The 15,130-nt window shown below is 65.8% G+C and carries 10 protein-coding genes and 1 pseudogene; 7 read left to right on the forward strand and 4 right to left on the reverse strand.

The window, feature by feature from the left end:
• The 3 genes from JWP83_RS03110 to JWP83_RS03120 form a co-directional block, all read right to left on the reverse strand.
• Window positions 1-1,515, reverse strand: coding sequence for a carotenoid oxygenase family protein (locus tag JWP83_RS03110; protein ID WP_297725697.1), 1,515 nt, complete (start codon window positions 1,513-1,515; stop codon window positions 1-3).
• 2 nt (window positions 1,516-1,517) lie between these two features.
• Window positions 1,518-2,753 (reverse strand): acetyl-CoA acetyltransferase, encoded by a 1,236-nt coding sequence (locus tag JWP83_RS03115; protein WP_297725674.1) that lies wholly within the window; start codon window positions 2,751-2,753, stop codon window positions 1,518-1,520.
• 240 nt (window positions 2,754-2,993) lie between these two features.
• On the reverse strand, window positions 2,994-4,340 hold the full coding sequence (locus JWP83_RS03120) for an MFS transporter (RefSeq protein ID WP_367185574.1): 1,347 nt from the start codon (window positions 4,338-4,340) through the stop codon (window positions 2,994-2,996).
• Between the two features lie 509 nt (window positions 4,341-4,849).
• Here JWP83_RS03120 and JWP83_RS03125 point away from each other — a divergent pair.
• Together JWP83_RS03125 and JWP83_RS03130 are read left to right on the forward strand one after the other, a co-directional pair.
• Complete coding sequence (locus tag JWP83_RS03125; protein ID WP_297725700.1) at window positions 4,850-6,325, forward strand: DUF4185 domain-containing protein; 1,476 nt, start codon at window positions 4,850-4,852, stop codon at window positions 6,323-6,325.
• 67 nt (window positions 6,326-6,392) lie between these two features.
• Window positions 6,393-7,184 (forward strand): DUF732 domain-containing protein, encoded by a 792-nt coding sequence (locus tag JWP83_RS03130; RefSeq protein ID WP_297725676.1) that lies wholly within the window; start codon window positions 6,393-6,395, stop codon window positions 7,182-7,184.
• Window positions 7,185-7,505: 321 nt separating this feature from the next.
• Here the strand turns inward: JWP83_RS03130 and JWP83_RS03135 are convergent, their stop codons facing one another.
• The gene (locus tag JWP83_RS03135) at window positions 7,506-9,131 is read right to left on the reverse strand and encodes an FAD-dependent monooxygenase (RefSeq protein WP_297725678.1); all 1,626 of its coding nucleotides are present in this window, start codon (window positions 9,129-9,131) and stop codon (window positions 7,506-7,508) included.
• A 106-nt stretch (window positions 9,132-9,237) separates the two neighbouring features.
• Between JWP83_RS03135 and JWP83_RS03140 the strand changes: the two genes are divergently transcribed.
• From JWP83_RS03140 to JWP83_RS03155, 5 genes and pseudogenes are all read left to right on the forward strand, one after another.
• Window positions 9,238-9,927, forward strand: a complete 690-nt coding sequence (locus tag JWP83_RS03140; protein ID WP_297725680.1) for a TetR/AcrR family transcriptional regulator — start codon at window positions 9,238-9,240, stop codon at window positions 9,925-9,927.
• A gap of 797 nt (window positions 9,928-10,724) precedes the next feature.
• Entirely contained in the window at window positions 10,725-12,017 is a 1,293-nt protein-coding gene (locus JWP83_RS03145) for a hypothetical protein (protein WP_297725682.1), read from the forward strand.
• Window positions 12,014-13,432, forward strand: a pseudogene (locus tag JWP83_RS31135) (ThiF family adenylyltransferase); the annotation flags it as partial. The gene JWP83_RS03145 and the pseudogene JWP83_RS31135, both read left to right, overlap by 4 nt.
• A 551-nt stretch (window positions 13,433-13,983) precedes the next feature.
• Entirely contained in the window at window positions 13,984-14,496 is a 513-nt protein-coding gene (locus JWP83_RS31140; RefSeq protein ID WP_367185575.1) for a Mov34/MPN/PAD-1 family protein, read from the forward strand.
• A partial coding sequence (locus JWP83_RS03155) for a patatin-like phospholipase family protein (protein WP_367185573.1) occupies window positions 14,493-15,130 on the forward strand: 638 nt, incomplete at its 3' end. The genes JWP83_RS31140 and JWP83_RS03155, both read left to right, overlap by 4 nt.

The raw sequence follows: 15,130 nt of genomic DNA on the forward strand, positions 1-15,130 counted from the left end.
TCACAGCCCGACCCCGCTTGCCGCCGACTCCGCGGTGTGCCAGCGCCGCAGCTGATCGCCGGGTGCCCACGTCGAATGCGTGCCGCTGGAAATGCGTTCCGGCAATTGGAGTTTGCACACCGGGCCGTCACCGATCCGGGCGGCGTCGAACACCACGCAGTAGGAGGCGTCGGCGTTCATATCGGTGGTCAGGGTGACCAGGTAGCCGTCATCCTCACCGGTCGAAGCGACCCGCGGCGCCATCGCGGCCTCGCTTCCGTAGACACCGTCGCCGAAGGAGATGCCCTCCTGATTCCCGGTGAGCACGTCGTGTTTGACCAGGCCGTCGAACAGGAACCAGCCCGGTTTGCCGGTCGCGGCGTAGGTGTACCGGTAGCCGCTCGCGGCGTAGCCGGAGTTGATCGTCCCGAACTCGGTGATCGATTCCGAGAGTTGCTCTTCCTTCACCGCGCCGGTGACCAGGTTGAACCGCCACCGGTGCAGCCGGGCCTGCAGGCGATCCAGCGCCAGGAATCGAAAGAGCTTGTCCCACTTGGTTCCCCCGGTGTCAAGCGGTTGGGGATCGTCTTCGAAGAAGCCGTCGAGGACGATCTCGTCACCGTCCTCGTAGGCGTTGACGAAGTGCAGCACGAAGGTCGGGTCCGCCTCGAACCATCGGATGTCGCCGGTGGAGCCCCGGCGTGGGAGCACGGCGAAGCGCGACGGAATGTCGGGATAGAAGCGCGGCAGGTGCACGTCGTGCTCGAGCAGGCGCGGATCCCAGAACAACGGGAAATCGTTCAGCATCACGTAGTTTTCGGTGAACGCCATGTCGTGCGGCAGCCGTGGTCCCGGCAGCGGGATGTCCACGTAGTGAACCAATTCGTCGCTCTCGTCGACCACGCCGTAGCGCATGTACGGCGCTTGCTTGCTGTAGTTGAAGAACAGGAGCTCGCCGGTTTTGTTGTCGACCTTGGAATGCGCCGACACACCCCAGTCGGTGGGGAAGCGCCCGTTCCAGCTCTCTTTGCCGATCGTGTCGGCCGAGTACGGGTCGACCCGGTACAGGTCGCCGCACTGGTAGAAACTGGTCAGCGCGATTCCCCGGTGCACGATCACGTCGGTGCTCGACGCGTCCTTCATCCGGGTACGAGCGCCCCAGCCGTCCTCCCGTTTGGCCAGTTGCACTGCTTCGGCCAAACCCGGCCACAGCGGCTCGCCGGCCTCGTTCTCCGCCCGGAAACCATCCGTGCGGACAAAGCGGTTGCGGTAGAAGGCTTTTCCGTCGCGGAAGCCGACCGCGTGCAGCATGCCGTCGCCGTCGAACGGGTGGTAGGTCTTCAGCGCCGGGTGCAGCGGGTTCTCGGTGTTGCGCAGGTAGACGCCGTCCAGGTCACGGGGGATTTCACCGTCCACGGCGGTGAGGTCGTCGGCGTCCCATTCCGTCGTCTGCGGCCGCCATGGGCCGGTCCGGTAGGGGTGGTCGTCGTCTTCGGGCAGGGTCGACAGGAACTTGCCGACGATCTCAACGTCCATAGTCACGAACCCCTGGTTGCGCTCACCACGAAGCTGACGGTGGTGGCGGTGCTGCCACCGAAGTTCAGGGTGCCGAAGGCCTTCGCGTCGTCGACCTGGTAGTCGCCGGCCGCGCCGCTGACCTGCTTGGCCGCATCGAGCAGCATCCGCACCCCGGACGCCCCCACGGGGTGGCCGCCGCCGATCAGTCCGCCGCTGGGGTTGATGGGCAGGCGTCCGCCGATCTCGATCTCGCCGTTTTCGATGGCCTTCCACGACTCGCCGGGGCCGGTCAGCCCGATGTGGTCGATGGCCAGGTACTCGCTGGGGGTGAAGCAGTCGTGCACCTCGAACCCGTCGAGGTCGTCGAGGGTCAGCCGGGCGCGGCGCAGGGCATCGAGGACCGCCGCCCGCACGTGGGGCAGCACGTGAGTTTCCAGGGGATTGTCGGCGGCCCGGCGCAATTTCTGTTGCAGACCCAGCCCGACGGTTCGGTGCCCCCAGCCATCGATGTGGCCGATCGGGCGCACGTCCGGGTGGTCGCGCAGGTATCTGTCGTTGACCAAAACCACTCCAGCGCCGCCGTCGGTCATCTGGCTGCAGTCGAATCGGCGCAACCGGCCCTCGGTGATCGGGTTGGTGGTGTCGTCGTCCGTGATCGGGTCGGGAACCGTCCACCCGCGCGTTTGGGCGTGGGGGTTGCGCCGCGCGTTGGCGAAGTTGAGCTGCGCGATGGCGCGCAGATGCGTGTCGTCCAAGCCGTAGCGCCGGTCGTACTCGTCGGCAATCTCGGCGAACATCGACGGCCACAGGTAGCGAGCGCCCGCTCCTTCGTGTCCGGTCCAGGCGGCGGCGCCGAGATGCTGGGCGGCCGTATCGCCCGGCACCGTCTTCTCCAGCTCGATACCCATCACCAGTGCGGTGTCGTAGGCGCCCGAGCGCAAATCGGCCATCGCCGCCAGCGCCGCCACGCTGCCCGACGCGCAGGCGGCCTCGTGCCGCGAGGCCGGGGTGTCCCAGAGCTCTTCGCAAACCGTCGCCGGCATCGCACCGAGGTGGCCCTGGCTGGCGAACATCTCGCCGAAGGCATTGCCGACGTGCACGACGCCGATTTCTGCCGCACCGACCTTGGCCGCGGCGAGCGCGCCCTCGACGACCTCAGCGGTCAACGCAGCAAGGTCGCGACCCTCCCTGGTGAGGTTGCGGGCGAAATCGCTTTGGTAGCCCCCGAGTATCCACACCCCTGTCGAGCCATCCATATGCGGCACGCTACTCCTGGGCGGTTCGGCCGACTGGCCAACAGGGCGGCCCCGTCGGCTCTCGGGCTGAACCGACGGGACCTAGACGGGCGCGAAGGCCGGCCGACGCGCACGCCTCTTTTGGAACATTGCCGCCAAGCGCGGTCGACAAACATGTTGAACGAACCTTGTGGCCAACGCCCGGAAACGGGTATTTACGTGCGGCTACTCGTCTTTTCGCTGTTGGAGACGAGATTAGGGCTAAATGGCGCCCTCGACGAGCTCCGTCGGCTCCGGTCCGTCCGGCTCCCGTGCGGGCACGGTCGGTCGCTTCTGGAGAGCCTGAGCATCGGCGAGGTCGACGGCCGCCAAGTCGATGCCCTTGGTCTCGCGGGCGGCCACGGCGGCCACGGCGCTCACCGCCGCGGTGGCCGCCAGGTACCAGGAAATGGGCACGGAGGATTTGTATGTCTGGAGCAGGCGAACGGCGATGATCGGTGCCAGCGAGCCGGCGACGATCGAGGTGACCTGATAGCCGAGCGACACGCCCGAATAACGCATCCGGGTGGGGAACATCTCCGCCATGGCCGCCGGCTGGACCGCGTACATGAGTCCGTGGAACACCAGACCGATGATGACCGCCGCCAGGATGATGGCGTTGCGGCCGCTGTCCATCATCGGGAAGGCGAAGAACCCCCACGTGCACGCGCAGACCGCGCCGACGAAATAGATTGGGCGCCTGCCGATCCGGTCACTGAGCCGTCCGGCCAGCGGGATGACCACGAAGTGCACGGCGTGCGCGACCAGCAGCCACGACAGGATCGCCTTGGTGTTGGCGTGCACCTGCACTTTGAGGTAGGTGATGGAGAAGGTGACCACGAGGTAGTACATGGTGTTCTCGCCGAAGCGCAAGCCCATGGCGGTGAAAACGCCACGCGGGTAACGTTTTAAAACCTCGACAGCACCCAACTGCCTGGCCTTGGAGCGGCCAACTTCCTGCTGTGCTTCAAGGAAAATGGGTGCATCTGTCACCTTGGTGCGGATGTAGTAGCCGATCAGAACGACGACCGCGGACAACCAGAAGGCGACGCGCCAGCCCCAGCTCAGGAACTCCGCATCCGATAGCGTCCATGTGAGACCCAGCAGCACGACGGTGGCCAGCATGTTGCCTCCCGGCACGGCCGCCTGCGGCCAGCTCGCCCAGAAGCCGCGGCTGTCCTTCGGGCTGTGCTCGGCGACGAGCAGGACCGCGCCGCCCCACTCGCCGCCGACGGCGAAGCCCTGGATGAAGCGCAGCACCACCAACAGCGCGGGCGCCCAGTAACCGACCTGGGCGAAGGTGGGCAGGCAGCCCATGAGCACGGTCGCGGCGCCCACCAGCAGCAGGCTGACCTGCAGCAGCTTCTTGCGCCCGTACCGGTCCCCCAATTGCCCGAAGACGAGGCCGCCGAGCGGGCGGGCGGCGAAGCCGACGGCGTAGGTCACGAACGAAGCGAGGATCGCATCGAGCTCGTTGCCGCCGCGCGGAAAGAACACCTTGCTGAACACCAGCGTGGCCGCCGTGCCGTAGAGAAAGAATTCATACCATTCGACGACGGTGCCGGCCATGGATGCGGCGACCACTCGGCGAAGAAATCCCCGGCTTTGGAATGGGTCCGGCTGCAACTGATTACGGACGCTCACCGGATGTCCTCCTTGGTGTGCTGGCGGATTGGAGCGTACCGCTCTTTGGCCGGCTTTGCCCGTGGCCTCAGCATTCCCAGAAGCCACGGGATTCGGGGGATATGCCAATGTGTCCGCCTCAGCGCGACAACCGAGCGGCCCAAGCGCCATGGGAGCGGGTGGTTGTGTGGGCATTGGGCCGGCGGGGCCGCGACCTCAGCAATTCGCACGGTTTCGGACCCCAGGCGATGCGCGATCAGCGCCGTTCGCCCGTCCTTGAGGCGGAACCGATGCGTTGCGACACGGTCACGGATGCATACCTATCCGCAGATCACTGGTCACAGGAGCCCCTTGAATCACTATCGTCACATGAGCCAACTGCGGACGTCAAGCGACGGCCTGCTCCCGGGAAAGGTGTGACATTGACGGCGATTCCCCGGATCCTGTCGCTATCGATGGCGTCGGCGACCGCCATCGGTTTCTTCGTTGCGATCGGCCCCGCGCCGTCGGCGAACGCCACCCCTTGCAGCGCGCCGGAAGGCAACATCGACCCCCCGGCGGCGCCCCCGCCGATGCCCGCACCGCAGCCTGTCGTCCAACCACCGACCGGGCGTAGGCCCACCCATGCGAATGACCAGGCGCCATTGCCCAAGTTGGGTCCGCTGATCTCGTCGTTACTCAAGCCGGGAGCGGGGGGCCAGCGATACTCCGCGCCGATACAACCCCAAGCGGGGGTCGTTCCGCCGCCGGGGCCCAATCCGCCCGCGCCGGGCGTCCCGCAGCTACCGCCGAATGCGACGCAGCTACAGCCGAACGCGGCCCCGGTTCAGCCGCAACCGGCCCCGCAGCCGGCGGCGCAGCCCGCGCCCCCGCCTCCCGCCAATATCGCGGGGGCACCGACATCGCTGGTCGACTGGGTGACCGGACCGGATGGCCCGAACAAGACCCTCCAACGTTTCAGCATTTCCGGGACCGACCTCGGGATCGCCTGGGACAACGGCGATCCCGCCAACCGTCAGGTCCTCATGGCGTTCGGTGACACGTTCGGCTATTGCAAAGTCCGCGGCCAGCAATGGCGCTACAACGTGCTGTTCCGCAGCTCGGACCGCGACCTGTCCCACGGCATCCACATCGCCGAAGGCGTACCCAACGACCGATACTCCGGCTCACCGGTGTGGGCGACCGGCCTTTCCAAGCAGGTCGTCAACACCATCCACAAGGCGCCGCACGAGACGGGCATCATTCCGACCGCCGCGTTCTCGCTCGGGCGAACCCAGTACATGAGCTACATGTCCATCAGGCAGTGGGGCCGCGACGGGGAATGGCAGACGAACTACTCGGCAATCGCGAGATCCGTTGACAACGGCCAGAACTGGGGGATTTTCCCCAGCACCGTTCGCACCGCCTCGGCGGATGCCATACCGGGAGTCGGGTTCACGCCGGGGAATGAGAATTTCCAGATGGGCGCGTTCATGAAGGGTAACGACGGTTACCTCTATCAGTTCGGGACCCCCTCGGGGCGCAGCGGTGCGGCATTCCTGTCGCGCGTTCCCCCGAATCAGCTTCCGGACCTGAGCAAATACCAGTACTGGAACGGCGACCAAGGCGGGCGTTGGGTCCCGGCCAACCCGGGGGCGGCGACGCCGCTTTGGCCCGGTCCGGTCGGCGAAATGTCTGCCCAGTACAACAGCTACCTCAAGCAGTACCTGGTCCTGTACACCAACGGTGGCAGCAACGACGTCGTCGCGCGGACCGCGCCGACCCCGCAAGGACCGTGGAGTGGGGAGCAACCGCTAGTGTCGTCGTTCCAGATGCCCGGCGGCATCTATGCGCCGATGATCCATCCGTGGTCGTCGGGGAGGGACCTGTACTTCAACCTGTCGCTATGGTCGGCGTACGACGTGATGCTGATGCACACCGTGCTGCCATAAGCGCACGCGTGTTGTCAGTGGTCGCCGGGACTTGTGACGACGTCGCCAGACCCTCAGACTGATTGATATGCGCGATCGCGAGACGATCGACCAAGAGTTGCGGCTCATCGCTCTTGGGCGCCAATCGGTGCGTGAGCAGGGTGGTCGGCCGTCGTCCCGGGAGGTCGACGCGCTGCTCGACGAGCGCCTGGGCCATCGCGCGGAGGCGTCCGAAACCGAGGCGGTTCCGGCGCGTGCGACCCAGGTGGTCGTCGACACGTTGTCGCGGCGCGACATCAGGCCTTCCCGACGTAAGGGTGTGCTGCGCCACTTCGGGCCCCTCGCGGCGTTGCCGTTATCTCTGCTGGCCGTCGGCGCTGTGTTAGCGGTCATGTTCGGGATGCACAAATCGGACCCACCGCCGCCGGCGGTAGTCCCGCCGCCGGCGGTGGTCCCGCCGCCGTCGGTTGCGCGACCCAGCCCGGCTGCGCCGGCAGCACACGCTCCGCCGCTTGAGATCGTCGACAGGGCGTTCATCGGCGCGTTGAAACAGGATGGCGTGCCCGTTCCGAGCAACGAATACGTGACGACCCATGGGCACGCAGTCTGCGATTTCCTAACGCAACAACCCAATTTCGCAGAGGCCGTCCGCTTCGTGCAGGGGTCGACGATTTGGGACGCCAATCAAAGCGCCAGTTTCGCCGCCGGTGCCGTCGTCTCGTACTGCCCTCAGTACCAACCTTCAAGCTCGGACGAGCCGCAGCCGGGTTTCCAGGACGCGCTCTCCGGTCTGCAGGCCATCGAACGTGACCTGAAGGGCATCCAAGGTGATCTGCAAGGCATCGGAGACGGCCTGCCGGCCCTCCCGGGCCACCAGTAATACGCGCCAAGCGGCCTAGGACGGATGCTCGGCCACGGTTAACTCCCGCATCCAGGGATGTCAAGAATCAGCCGAAGTAAGTGTATGTGCAGATCGGGGCGCGCAGTCGCGACTCAATGCGGAATACGGCGTCTCCCGTATGCGCGACTGCGACGGACGGGACGCCCACGACCGGCCGAAGCCCTTAGTCTTAAAAACGCCGACGCTGCGCTGCCTTCGGCTCCAGAGAACGTCTTGCATCTGAAATCGACTGCAGCACAAAGAAATTCGGAGATAAACACGACTGGTGTTGTAGAATGAGTGCCTTGACAATGGTCTTGGTTACGCGCCGCGGACACGCGCGATAACCGCGGCGGGGTCGGCGACGGTGGGGCCGCTCCAGGCGATGTGCAGATCGGGCCGCACGAGGACCAGGCGGCGGCGATACAGCTGGCGTAACCGTGGATCGTCGAGGACGAGGTGGCGCACCGGCATTCCGACCAGTTCGGCTTCGTCCAGGAGCAGTTTGGCGTCGCTGGGTCCGGAGACGGCGTCGACGAGGGTGTAACCGTCGCCGAACTGGTCGAACAATGTTTCGCCTTCGCCAACAACGACATTCGGCGCGCGGTGGCCTGGCCGCACCGTGGGCACGAAAGTGCGCCGATCCCATGGCGGTGCGTTGCCATCGGTGGCGCACACAATCGGTGAGCCGTCGTAGCGGACGTCGAGTTCGATTCCCAGGCTGATGTTTTCGGCGTTGTTGCTGGTGAGGAATTCTGCGATGGCGGCGCGATGCGCGCGCCCGTCGTCGCTGTCCTGGTCGATGAGGTTCGGGTCGACCATGTCGCGGGACTGCAAATGGACTAAGACGTTCTCCACCGACGCGCTGCGGTTGCGGCCTCCGATCGGACGGCGCTCGGCCTCATAACTGGTGAGGAGGCCTGGTCCGCCCCATCCGTGCAGCAAGCCGGCGAGCTTCCAGCTGACGTTGAACGCGTCGCCCAGCCCGGTATTCATTCCGTAACCGCCGGTCGGGATCATCGTGTGGGCCGAATCACCGGCGAGCAGGATTCGATCCCGGCCGTATCGGTCCGCGAGTAGCGCGTTGGGCCGCCACACGCTCGACGCCAGGATCTCATCGATCAAGATCGGGCGTCCAAGCGCGCGGGCGACGAACTCATGGGGATCACCGATCGGATCGGGATCGTCGACGAGCCCCAAATCTTGGTGCAGTGTCCACGTGTCGACCTCGTCCTGTGCGATGAGGATCGCTCCGCCTGTGGTGAACAGGTGCCAAAACTGGCCGAGCGCGTGCAGATTGGTCAGATCGCTGGAACGAAAGTGCACCAACGCGAACTCGGTAATGTCCTTGGCGCCCTCCATCGCAATCCCCAGCTCGCTGCGGACCCGGCTCGACGCGCCGTCACACCCGACCAGATAACTGGCACGGATCTTCAGTGCTTCACCGGTGTCGCCCACGACGGTGGCTTCCACCACGTCGCCGTTTTGAGCGCAAGTCTGCAGCTGCCACCCCTGTCGAACGTCGATCAACGGATCACGTCGGCAGCGGTCCATCATCACCGCTTCGAAGATCGCCTGCGAGCAGCGTTGCCATGGCTGACCCGGCCGGGTCCCGTCGGGCGCGCCCCGAAGTGTCGCCCACTGCTCGTCGACCGAGGGCAAGGCCCAGCGGGTAACCTCCGGGCCGTCCAGCCCGGGCGTGAAGATCACGTCGAACGAATGCTGCGGCGCCACCCCCACGCGACGCAACTCGGCGTCGACACCCAACCGCCGTAGCAACTCCATGCTGGCCCCGTTGGTGACGTCCATCTTCGGGAAGCGAGTCGTGTGCGTGTTGCGTTCGACAAGAACGCAATTGATGCCGTACCCGGACAGCAAGCTGGCAAGGATGAGACCGGTAGGTCCTCCACCGGCAACAAGGACGGGGGTGTCGAATGTGTGTGTCATCGCGTCAACGACTCCTGTGACTGGCGAACCGTTGATGAGCACACTATGAGCTTAATTGATGGATGTCAATATAAATGTTGACACTTGGTCTGGTATACCTTGTCGGGTGGTCTCGAAACCGACAGCACAGGGGCGTCGTGGTCGCCCGAAGGCCGCTGACTCGACGCCGCAGCAGGACATCCTCGAAACCGCCCTTGTGGCGTTCGCGACATATGGATACGACGGCGTCTCGGTGCGGACGCTCAACCGAGGCCTCGGGGTCAGTCACAATCTGATCTATCAGCGCCTCGGCAGCAAAGACGATCTCTGGCGGGCCTCGGTCGATTTCGGCTTCAGCCCGCTCCTGCGCATCATGCAGGGGATTTTCGATCCAACCCTGACCGAGCCGCTGGAACAGCTACGCCTGGCGATCCGTAATTACGTCGTGTTCTCCGCCAACCACCCCGAGTTGGTTGCGTTGATGAACATCGAAGCCCGCCAGGACACCGACCGGCTTGCCTACATCTACGACAACTACATCCAACCCGCCTTGACGGGCGTCGGGCGGCTCCTGGTGTACCTCGCCGAGCGGAAGACGATTCGTCCGATCGCGTTGCGGGACTTCCACTTTCTGGTCGCGCACGGTGCGGCCGCGATCTACAGCCTCGTGCCGCTCGCGACCTTGTTCGACCCGGCGAACCCGTGCGACCCCGCCGCCATCGAAGAACACGCCCGGCTGGTGTCGGATCTGGTCGTCGAGGGTCTGCGGTTGGAAACCAAATCAGCCGAGGTAACTGTCAAGCATCCGCCGAAGTAACTGTCAAGCATCAGCCGAGGTCATACACCCCCGGCGGTGCCCCCGGCAGGATTCGCACCTGCGACACCGGCTTTAGGAGAACCTGCAAGCCAGACTGGTTGAGACGTCGAAATGGCGTCTGAGCTGGCCATATAGAGCCATCGCACACCAAGCGAGACCATCGCGTGTCGCGGATTCACCGACCAAACACCGACCATAGGAAGGCGTTGGCCATCCGTTCTAGAGCTGCTCGGTGACGGGGTCCGGTCTGACGGCGCGGCGACGAACCGGGCTGTGCTTTTGCACCGCCTTTCGGACGCGGCGCCGACGTGCCGCACCCCAATGGATATCAGCAGTTATCCATGAAATGCGCCAGCGCGTCGCGCCATTGCCGGCGACAGCGCCGGGGAGCGGAGGTACGGGCACATTGCCGATGGATAACAGCGGTTATCCATGATCCGCGTGGCGTACCGGGTCGGTCACGGACACAGCATGCCCGGCCCTGAGGTCGCAGTCACCGCAGTTATTCGAAGCGGCTCGTCTGGCAGGCGAACGCAATGGGCTCGCCATCGAGCTCGCTCACGGTCGCGGCACCGAAGCACCGCGTATCGATCGGTGAATCGCGGTGACGCGCATTCCGTCACCCTATTGCTGATCGAGCGTCGTGGTGGCGGCTGTGTTCGCTCAGAGCTGAGCAACCGGGCGTCCGACACGCCTTCGCCCGAGACCGATTGTCGGGGGTCGGGCGTAACGTCTGAATGTTCTGCGATGTGTGCCGCGTAAGCGGCGGCGCGGCTTCGGCCGAGGAAGGAAGATCGGTGTCTGCCGAGGATACTTTGCCTGCCCGGGGGGCGGTGTTCTGGCCCGTCGGTACGGGCGACAGCACAACGATTGTCGTCGACGAGACGGTCGTGCTGCAGATCGACCTGCACGACATGGACAAGGCCGACGACGAGGACAATCCCGAACTCGCCGTCGTTGACCGGCTCGTCGCCGCACTGCCAGTCGTCGACGGCGAGCCGTACCTTTCGACGTTCGCGTTGACGCATGCCGACAAGGACCACTGCCTCGGTTTCGCCGACCTGCTGTCCAAGGTGCACATCGGGGAGCTGTGGTCCACGCCACGGCTGTGGCGCGAATACAACGACGCTGATGCTGAGGACCCGTGCGAGGACGCGATCGCGTTCCGCGAGGAGTCCGAGCGCCGCATCACCGCTACGAAAGCCGCCCTCAAAGCCGGCCAGGAACCGACGAGCGGTGACCGGATCGTGGTCATCGGACACGACGAGGACCACGGTCAGCACCCGTACGAAGAGCTGCCCGACCAATACAAGTCCTATCCCGGGCAGACGTTGACGGTCCTTGACGGACACGAATGCGCGGGACGGTTCGAGGCGTTCTTCCACGCCCCGTTCGGCGATGACTGCGCGGCCCCGCGCAACGAGACCTCGCTGGCCATGCAGGTGACGCTGACCGACGACTCCGGCGTTGATGGCAAGGTGTTGCTATTCGGAGACCTCGCCCACGACACGATCATGAAGGTCTTCGACTACAGCGAGTACCACCACCGGCAGCAGTATCTGGAGTGGGACCTGCTGCTGGCATCGCATCACTGCTCGAAACGGGTGATGTACAAGCCGGGTGACGACGGCAACGACGTGCTCCAGATGGACGTCCTCAACGCGTTGGAGCGAAACTCGCGCGACGGGGCAGTGATCGTCTGCAGCAGCGCCACCATTCCGACCGCCGACGTCGCCGGCGCCAACCCCCCGCACCGCAAGGCAGCCGACCGCTACAGCGAGATCGCCGATGAGGTCATCTGCACCATGGCCTGGAGCGACGCGGCCGCCCCCTCACCCGTGGTCTTCGGTGTGGACGCCGGCGGCGGAGCAGTCGTACCCCAGCCGTCGGTCGAATCGGCCGCGCGTTCGGCGCACGTCGGCGCGGGAGCCCGGCTGGCGGCGATCACCGCGGCCGCAGTGACGGTGGCGAAATCCCTTCCCTCCCACAGTCCCGACACCTCCACCGGCCCGGATCGGATCCGGGCGGCGATCACCGCCGATCGCGGCGGCGACAAGGCACCTGACACCCCGGTGGGCTTCGGCCGTTGACAGAGCTGGCTGTTCGGCAGATCCAAGAGATCGCCGGCGTCAGCATGGGCGCCGTCGAGTTCATCGAGTCACGTCAGGAAGCCGCCGGCCTCGTTGTCGACATCTCGCTGGACACGCGGCGCATCACGACCCGCGGCGCTGGCATCAAGGTCCGCAACCGTGAGCGCTTTCAGCTCGTGATACCCGAGACCTACCCGTACCGGCCCCCGTCAGTATGGGTGTCGCACCGGCGGTGGGCCGGCCGCCCGCACGTCCAGTGGGGACGCTTCCTGTGCCTGTACGCGGCACCAGCGGTGGAGTGGAACCCTGCCGAAGGGATGCGCGGCCTGATCGATCTGCTCGTCACCTGGCTGACGCGTGCCGCCGAGGGCACCCTGGACCCTGACGATCAACCGCTGCACCCGCCGGTGACCTACACCTCCACCGCCACCGGACGAGTCATAGTCCATCCCGATGTCGCCGATCTCGTCCCATGGGGCGACACGGTCACACCAGGGCGGACGCGCCTGCTGTATGCATGGTGCCAGCGCAACGGCAACCGGATCGACATTCGAGAATGGCTGATCCCTGATGAGGCCTACGACCGTGTGCTGGACGCCGACTTCAACCCGGTCGACGTCGCAGGGCGTCCCCACTTCGTCGCGCCGCTGATTGTGGTGAGTGACGAATTGTCCATGGAGTACCCGGACAACGCCGCGGCGCTGGTCGGCAGCCTGGAGGATTTCGGGTTCCCCCGCGACGCCGTGTTGCGCGCGATCGCCAGCGCCAGAACCTTCAACGGCGCGATCGCCAGCTTCGCCGCAACCGACAGCGACGCGCCGGTCGTGGTGCTGCTGGGCACGCCGGCCCGCCGCGTCGCGGGAACCCGACGGTTGACCCACCTCACCGCGTGGAAACTCGACGACCTCGGGTCTCAGATCAGCGAGCTGGTTCGCGGCATACACCGCTATGACGACGAACTCGCAGAAGAAGTGCGGTCACTGGCCAACAAGTGGATCAACATCGCCGAGGTGGATTGGATGGCGGTGTACGAGAACCGGCCCGAGGTCACCAACCGTCGCGACGCGGCGTCCTCGGCGGCCTGGTTGCAGGGGAAGCGCGTCCTCGTGCTGGGATGTGGCGCACTGGGCGCGCCCATCGCCGAGCACTGCGTCCGGGCCGGCGTCAGTGCGCTCACGGTGGTCGACGACGGCACCGTCAAACCCGGCATCCTGGTGCGCCAGCCCTACTATGACGCCGACATCAGCCACGCCAAGGCTCGCCGGCTGGCCGACCGGCTCAGCGAGATCCGCCCGGACCTGAAGGTACAAGCGCTCGCCCGCAACGCCTTTCGCCTCTTCACCGGAGAACTGCAGGGTCCACCGGACTACGACCTCATCGTGGATGCATCGGCGAATACAGGCGTGCGCGCCGCGATCGAGAGTGCCCGCGCTGCATGCCGCGACGACTGGCCACCGCTGATCACCGGGCTCTTCGGCCACGACGCGCAGCGAGGCCTGGGCGTCCTATCTCGACCCGGTTCAACGGGTGGCGCACATGACATCCTGCGCAGGATCGCCATCGACGCCCGCGGCCATGCGTGCGCGACATGGCGTGACGTTGCCGACGACTTCTTCCCCGATCCTGCGCGCACGCAGATGTTCTTCCCCGAACCCGGATGTTCCGCACCCACTTTCACCGGTTCGGCGATCCAGACGGAAGCGCTGGCGTCAGCGCTGCTCTGGTCGTTGATCACGGAATTGGCCGACGAACTCACCGCCGAGCCGATGGAAGCCGCGGCGATCCGTTTGGCCGGCATTGGCGCTTCCGATGCTCGTGCGAGCCGGCTGAGCTGGCCCAACGACCATGTGCAGCGAGATCTCAACGGGCGCTACGAAGTTCGCGTGTCAGCGCGAGCACTGGCGGAGATGCGAGCCGAGACATGCAGGGGGCCCGAACGCGGGGACCGCAGGTCGAGACGGGCGGCATGCTCCTGGGAGCATTCGACGACGCGGTCGGCTGCGTCTACATCGACGCGACGTCGGGGCCGTCGCCCGACAGTGTCCTGTCGGCCGCGCATTTCGATCACGGCACGGTCGGTACTCAAGAGCTCGTCGCGCACCATCAGAAGCGCACCGCCCATCGCGTTGGCTTCGTCGGAATGTGGCACACCCACCCGTACGGGCAAGCCTACCCAAGCCCCACCGACGAGGCCGGAATCGGTTGGATCGTGTCGCCCGACGGCGCCGGTCGACGTGCGCTCATGCTCATCCTCGGCGGGACGGGCGAGCGCTGGAACGCCTGGCGCGAACAAGGCGACACGCCAGAGATCTACCTGCGGGTCGTTGACCGTCACGACGCCATTCAGCCTGCCATCAGACGGGCGGGGTCACCGGTCGTCCTGCCCACCGGCAGCTTTCCAGGCGGCTTCTACCACCCTGATCCCGGCTCGCCACCTCAATCAGCCTGGTGGCGCAGACTTTTCGGCGGAAAATCATGAGCGGCCTGCCGCGTATCGGCCTCGCGGTCTCGGGTGGCGGCTTCCGCGCCACCGCGTTCGGCTTGGGGTGCCTACGCGCGTTGCGCGACCTCGATTTGCTTCAATCTGTCCGCGTCGTCTCGGGTATCAGCGGCGGAAGCCTGTTAGCAGCCATGTGGGCGTACGGCCCGAGTGACTTCACCGAATTCGACGCATCCGTGGCAAGCATGCTTGGCACCAATCTGCAGTGCGAATTAGCCAGGAGAACCTTCACCCCGGCGGCGATCACCCGCAATCTCACCAGTCTCGCGGTCTCGGCGACCACGGGCCGGCCGCGCAGACACAACCGCACCGACAGCCTGGTTGCCGCCCTTAGCGCTCGAGAGTTCGGCCAGCGGACCATGAGCGAGGTGACGCACCCTGGCCTGGCCACCGTGATATCGGCGACCGACATGGCGTCGGGCAACGCCGTGCGCTTCGGCAGCGCAGCCAGTTCATGTTCTGCATACGGCGAAATCACCAATCCCGTAACGGTCGCCGAAGCCGTCGCCGCATCCGCTGCGTTCCCGGTACTGCTGCCCGCTCTGTGCCGCGACTTCCAATTCCGTGACAGCGCAGGCGCTCTCACCACCAGGACTGTGACGATGACCGACGG

Origin of the sequence: Mycobacterium sp. (assembly GCF_025965855.1) — a bacterium.
GTDB lineage: Bacteria > Actinomycetota > Actinomycetes > Mycobacteriales > Mycobacteriaceae > Mycobacterium.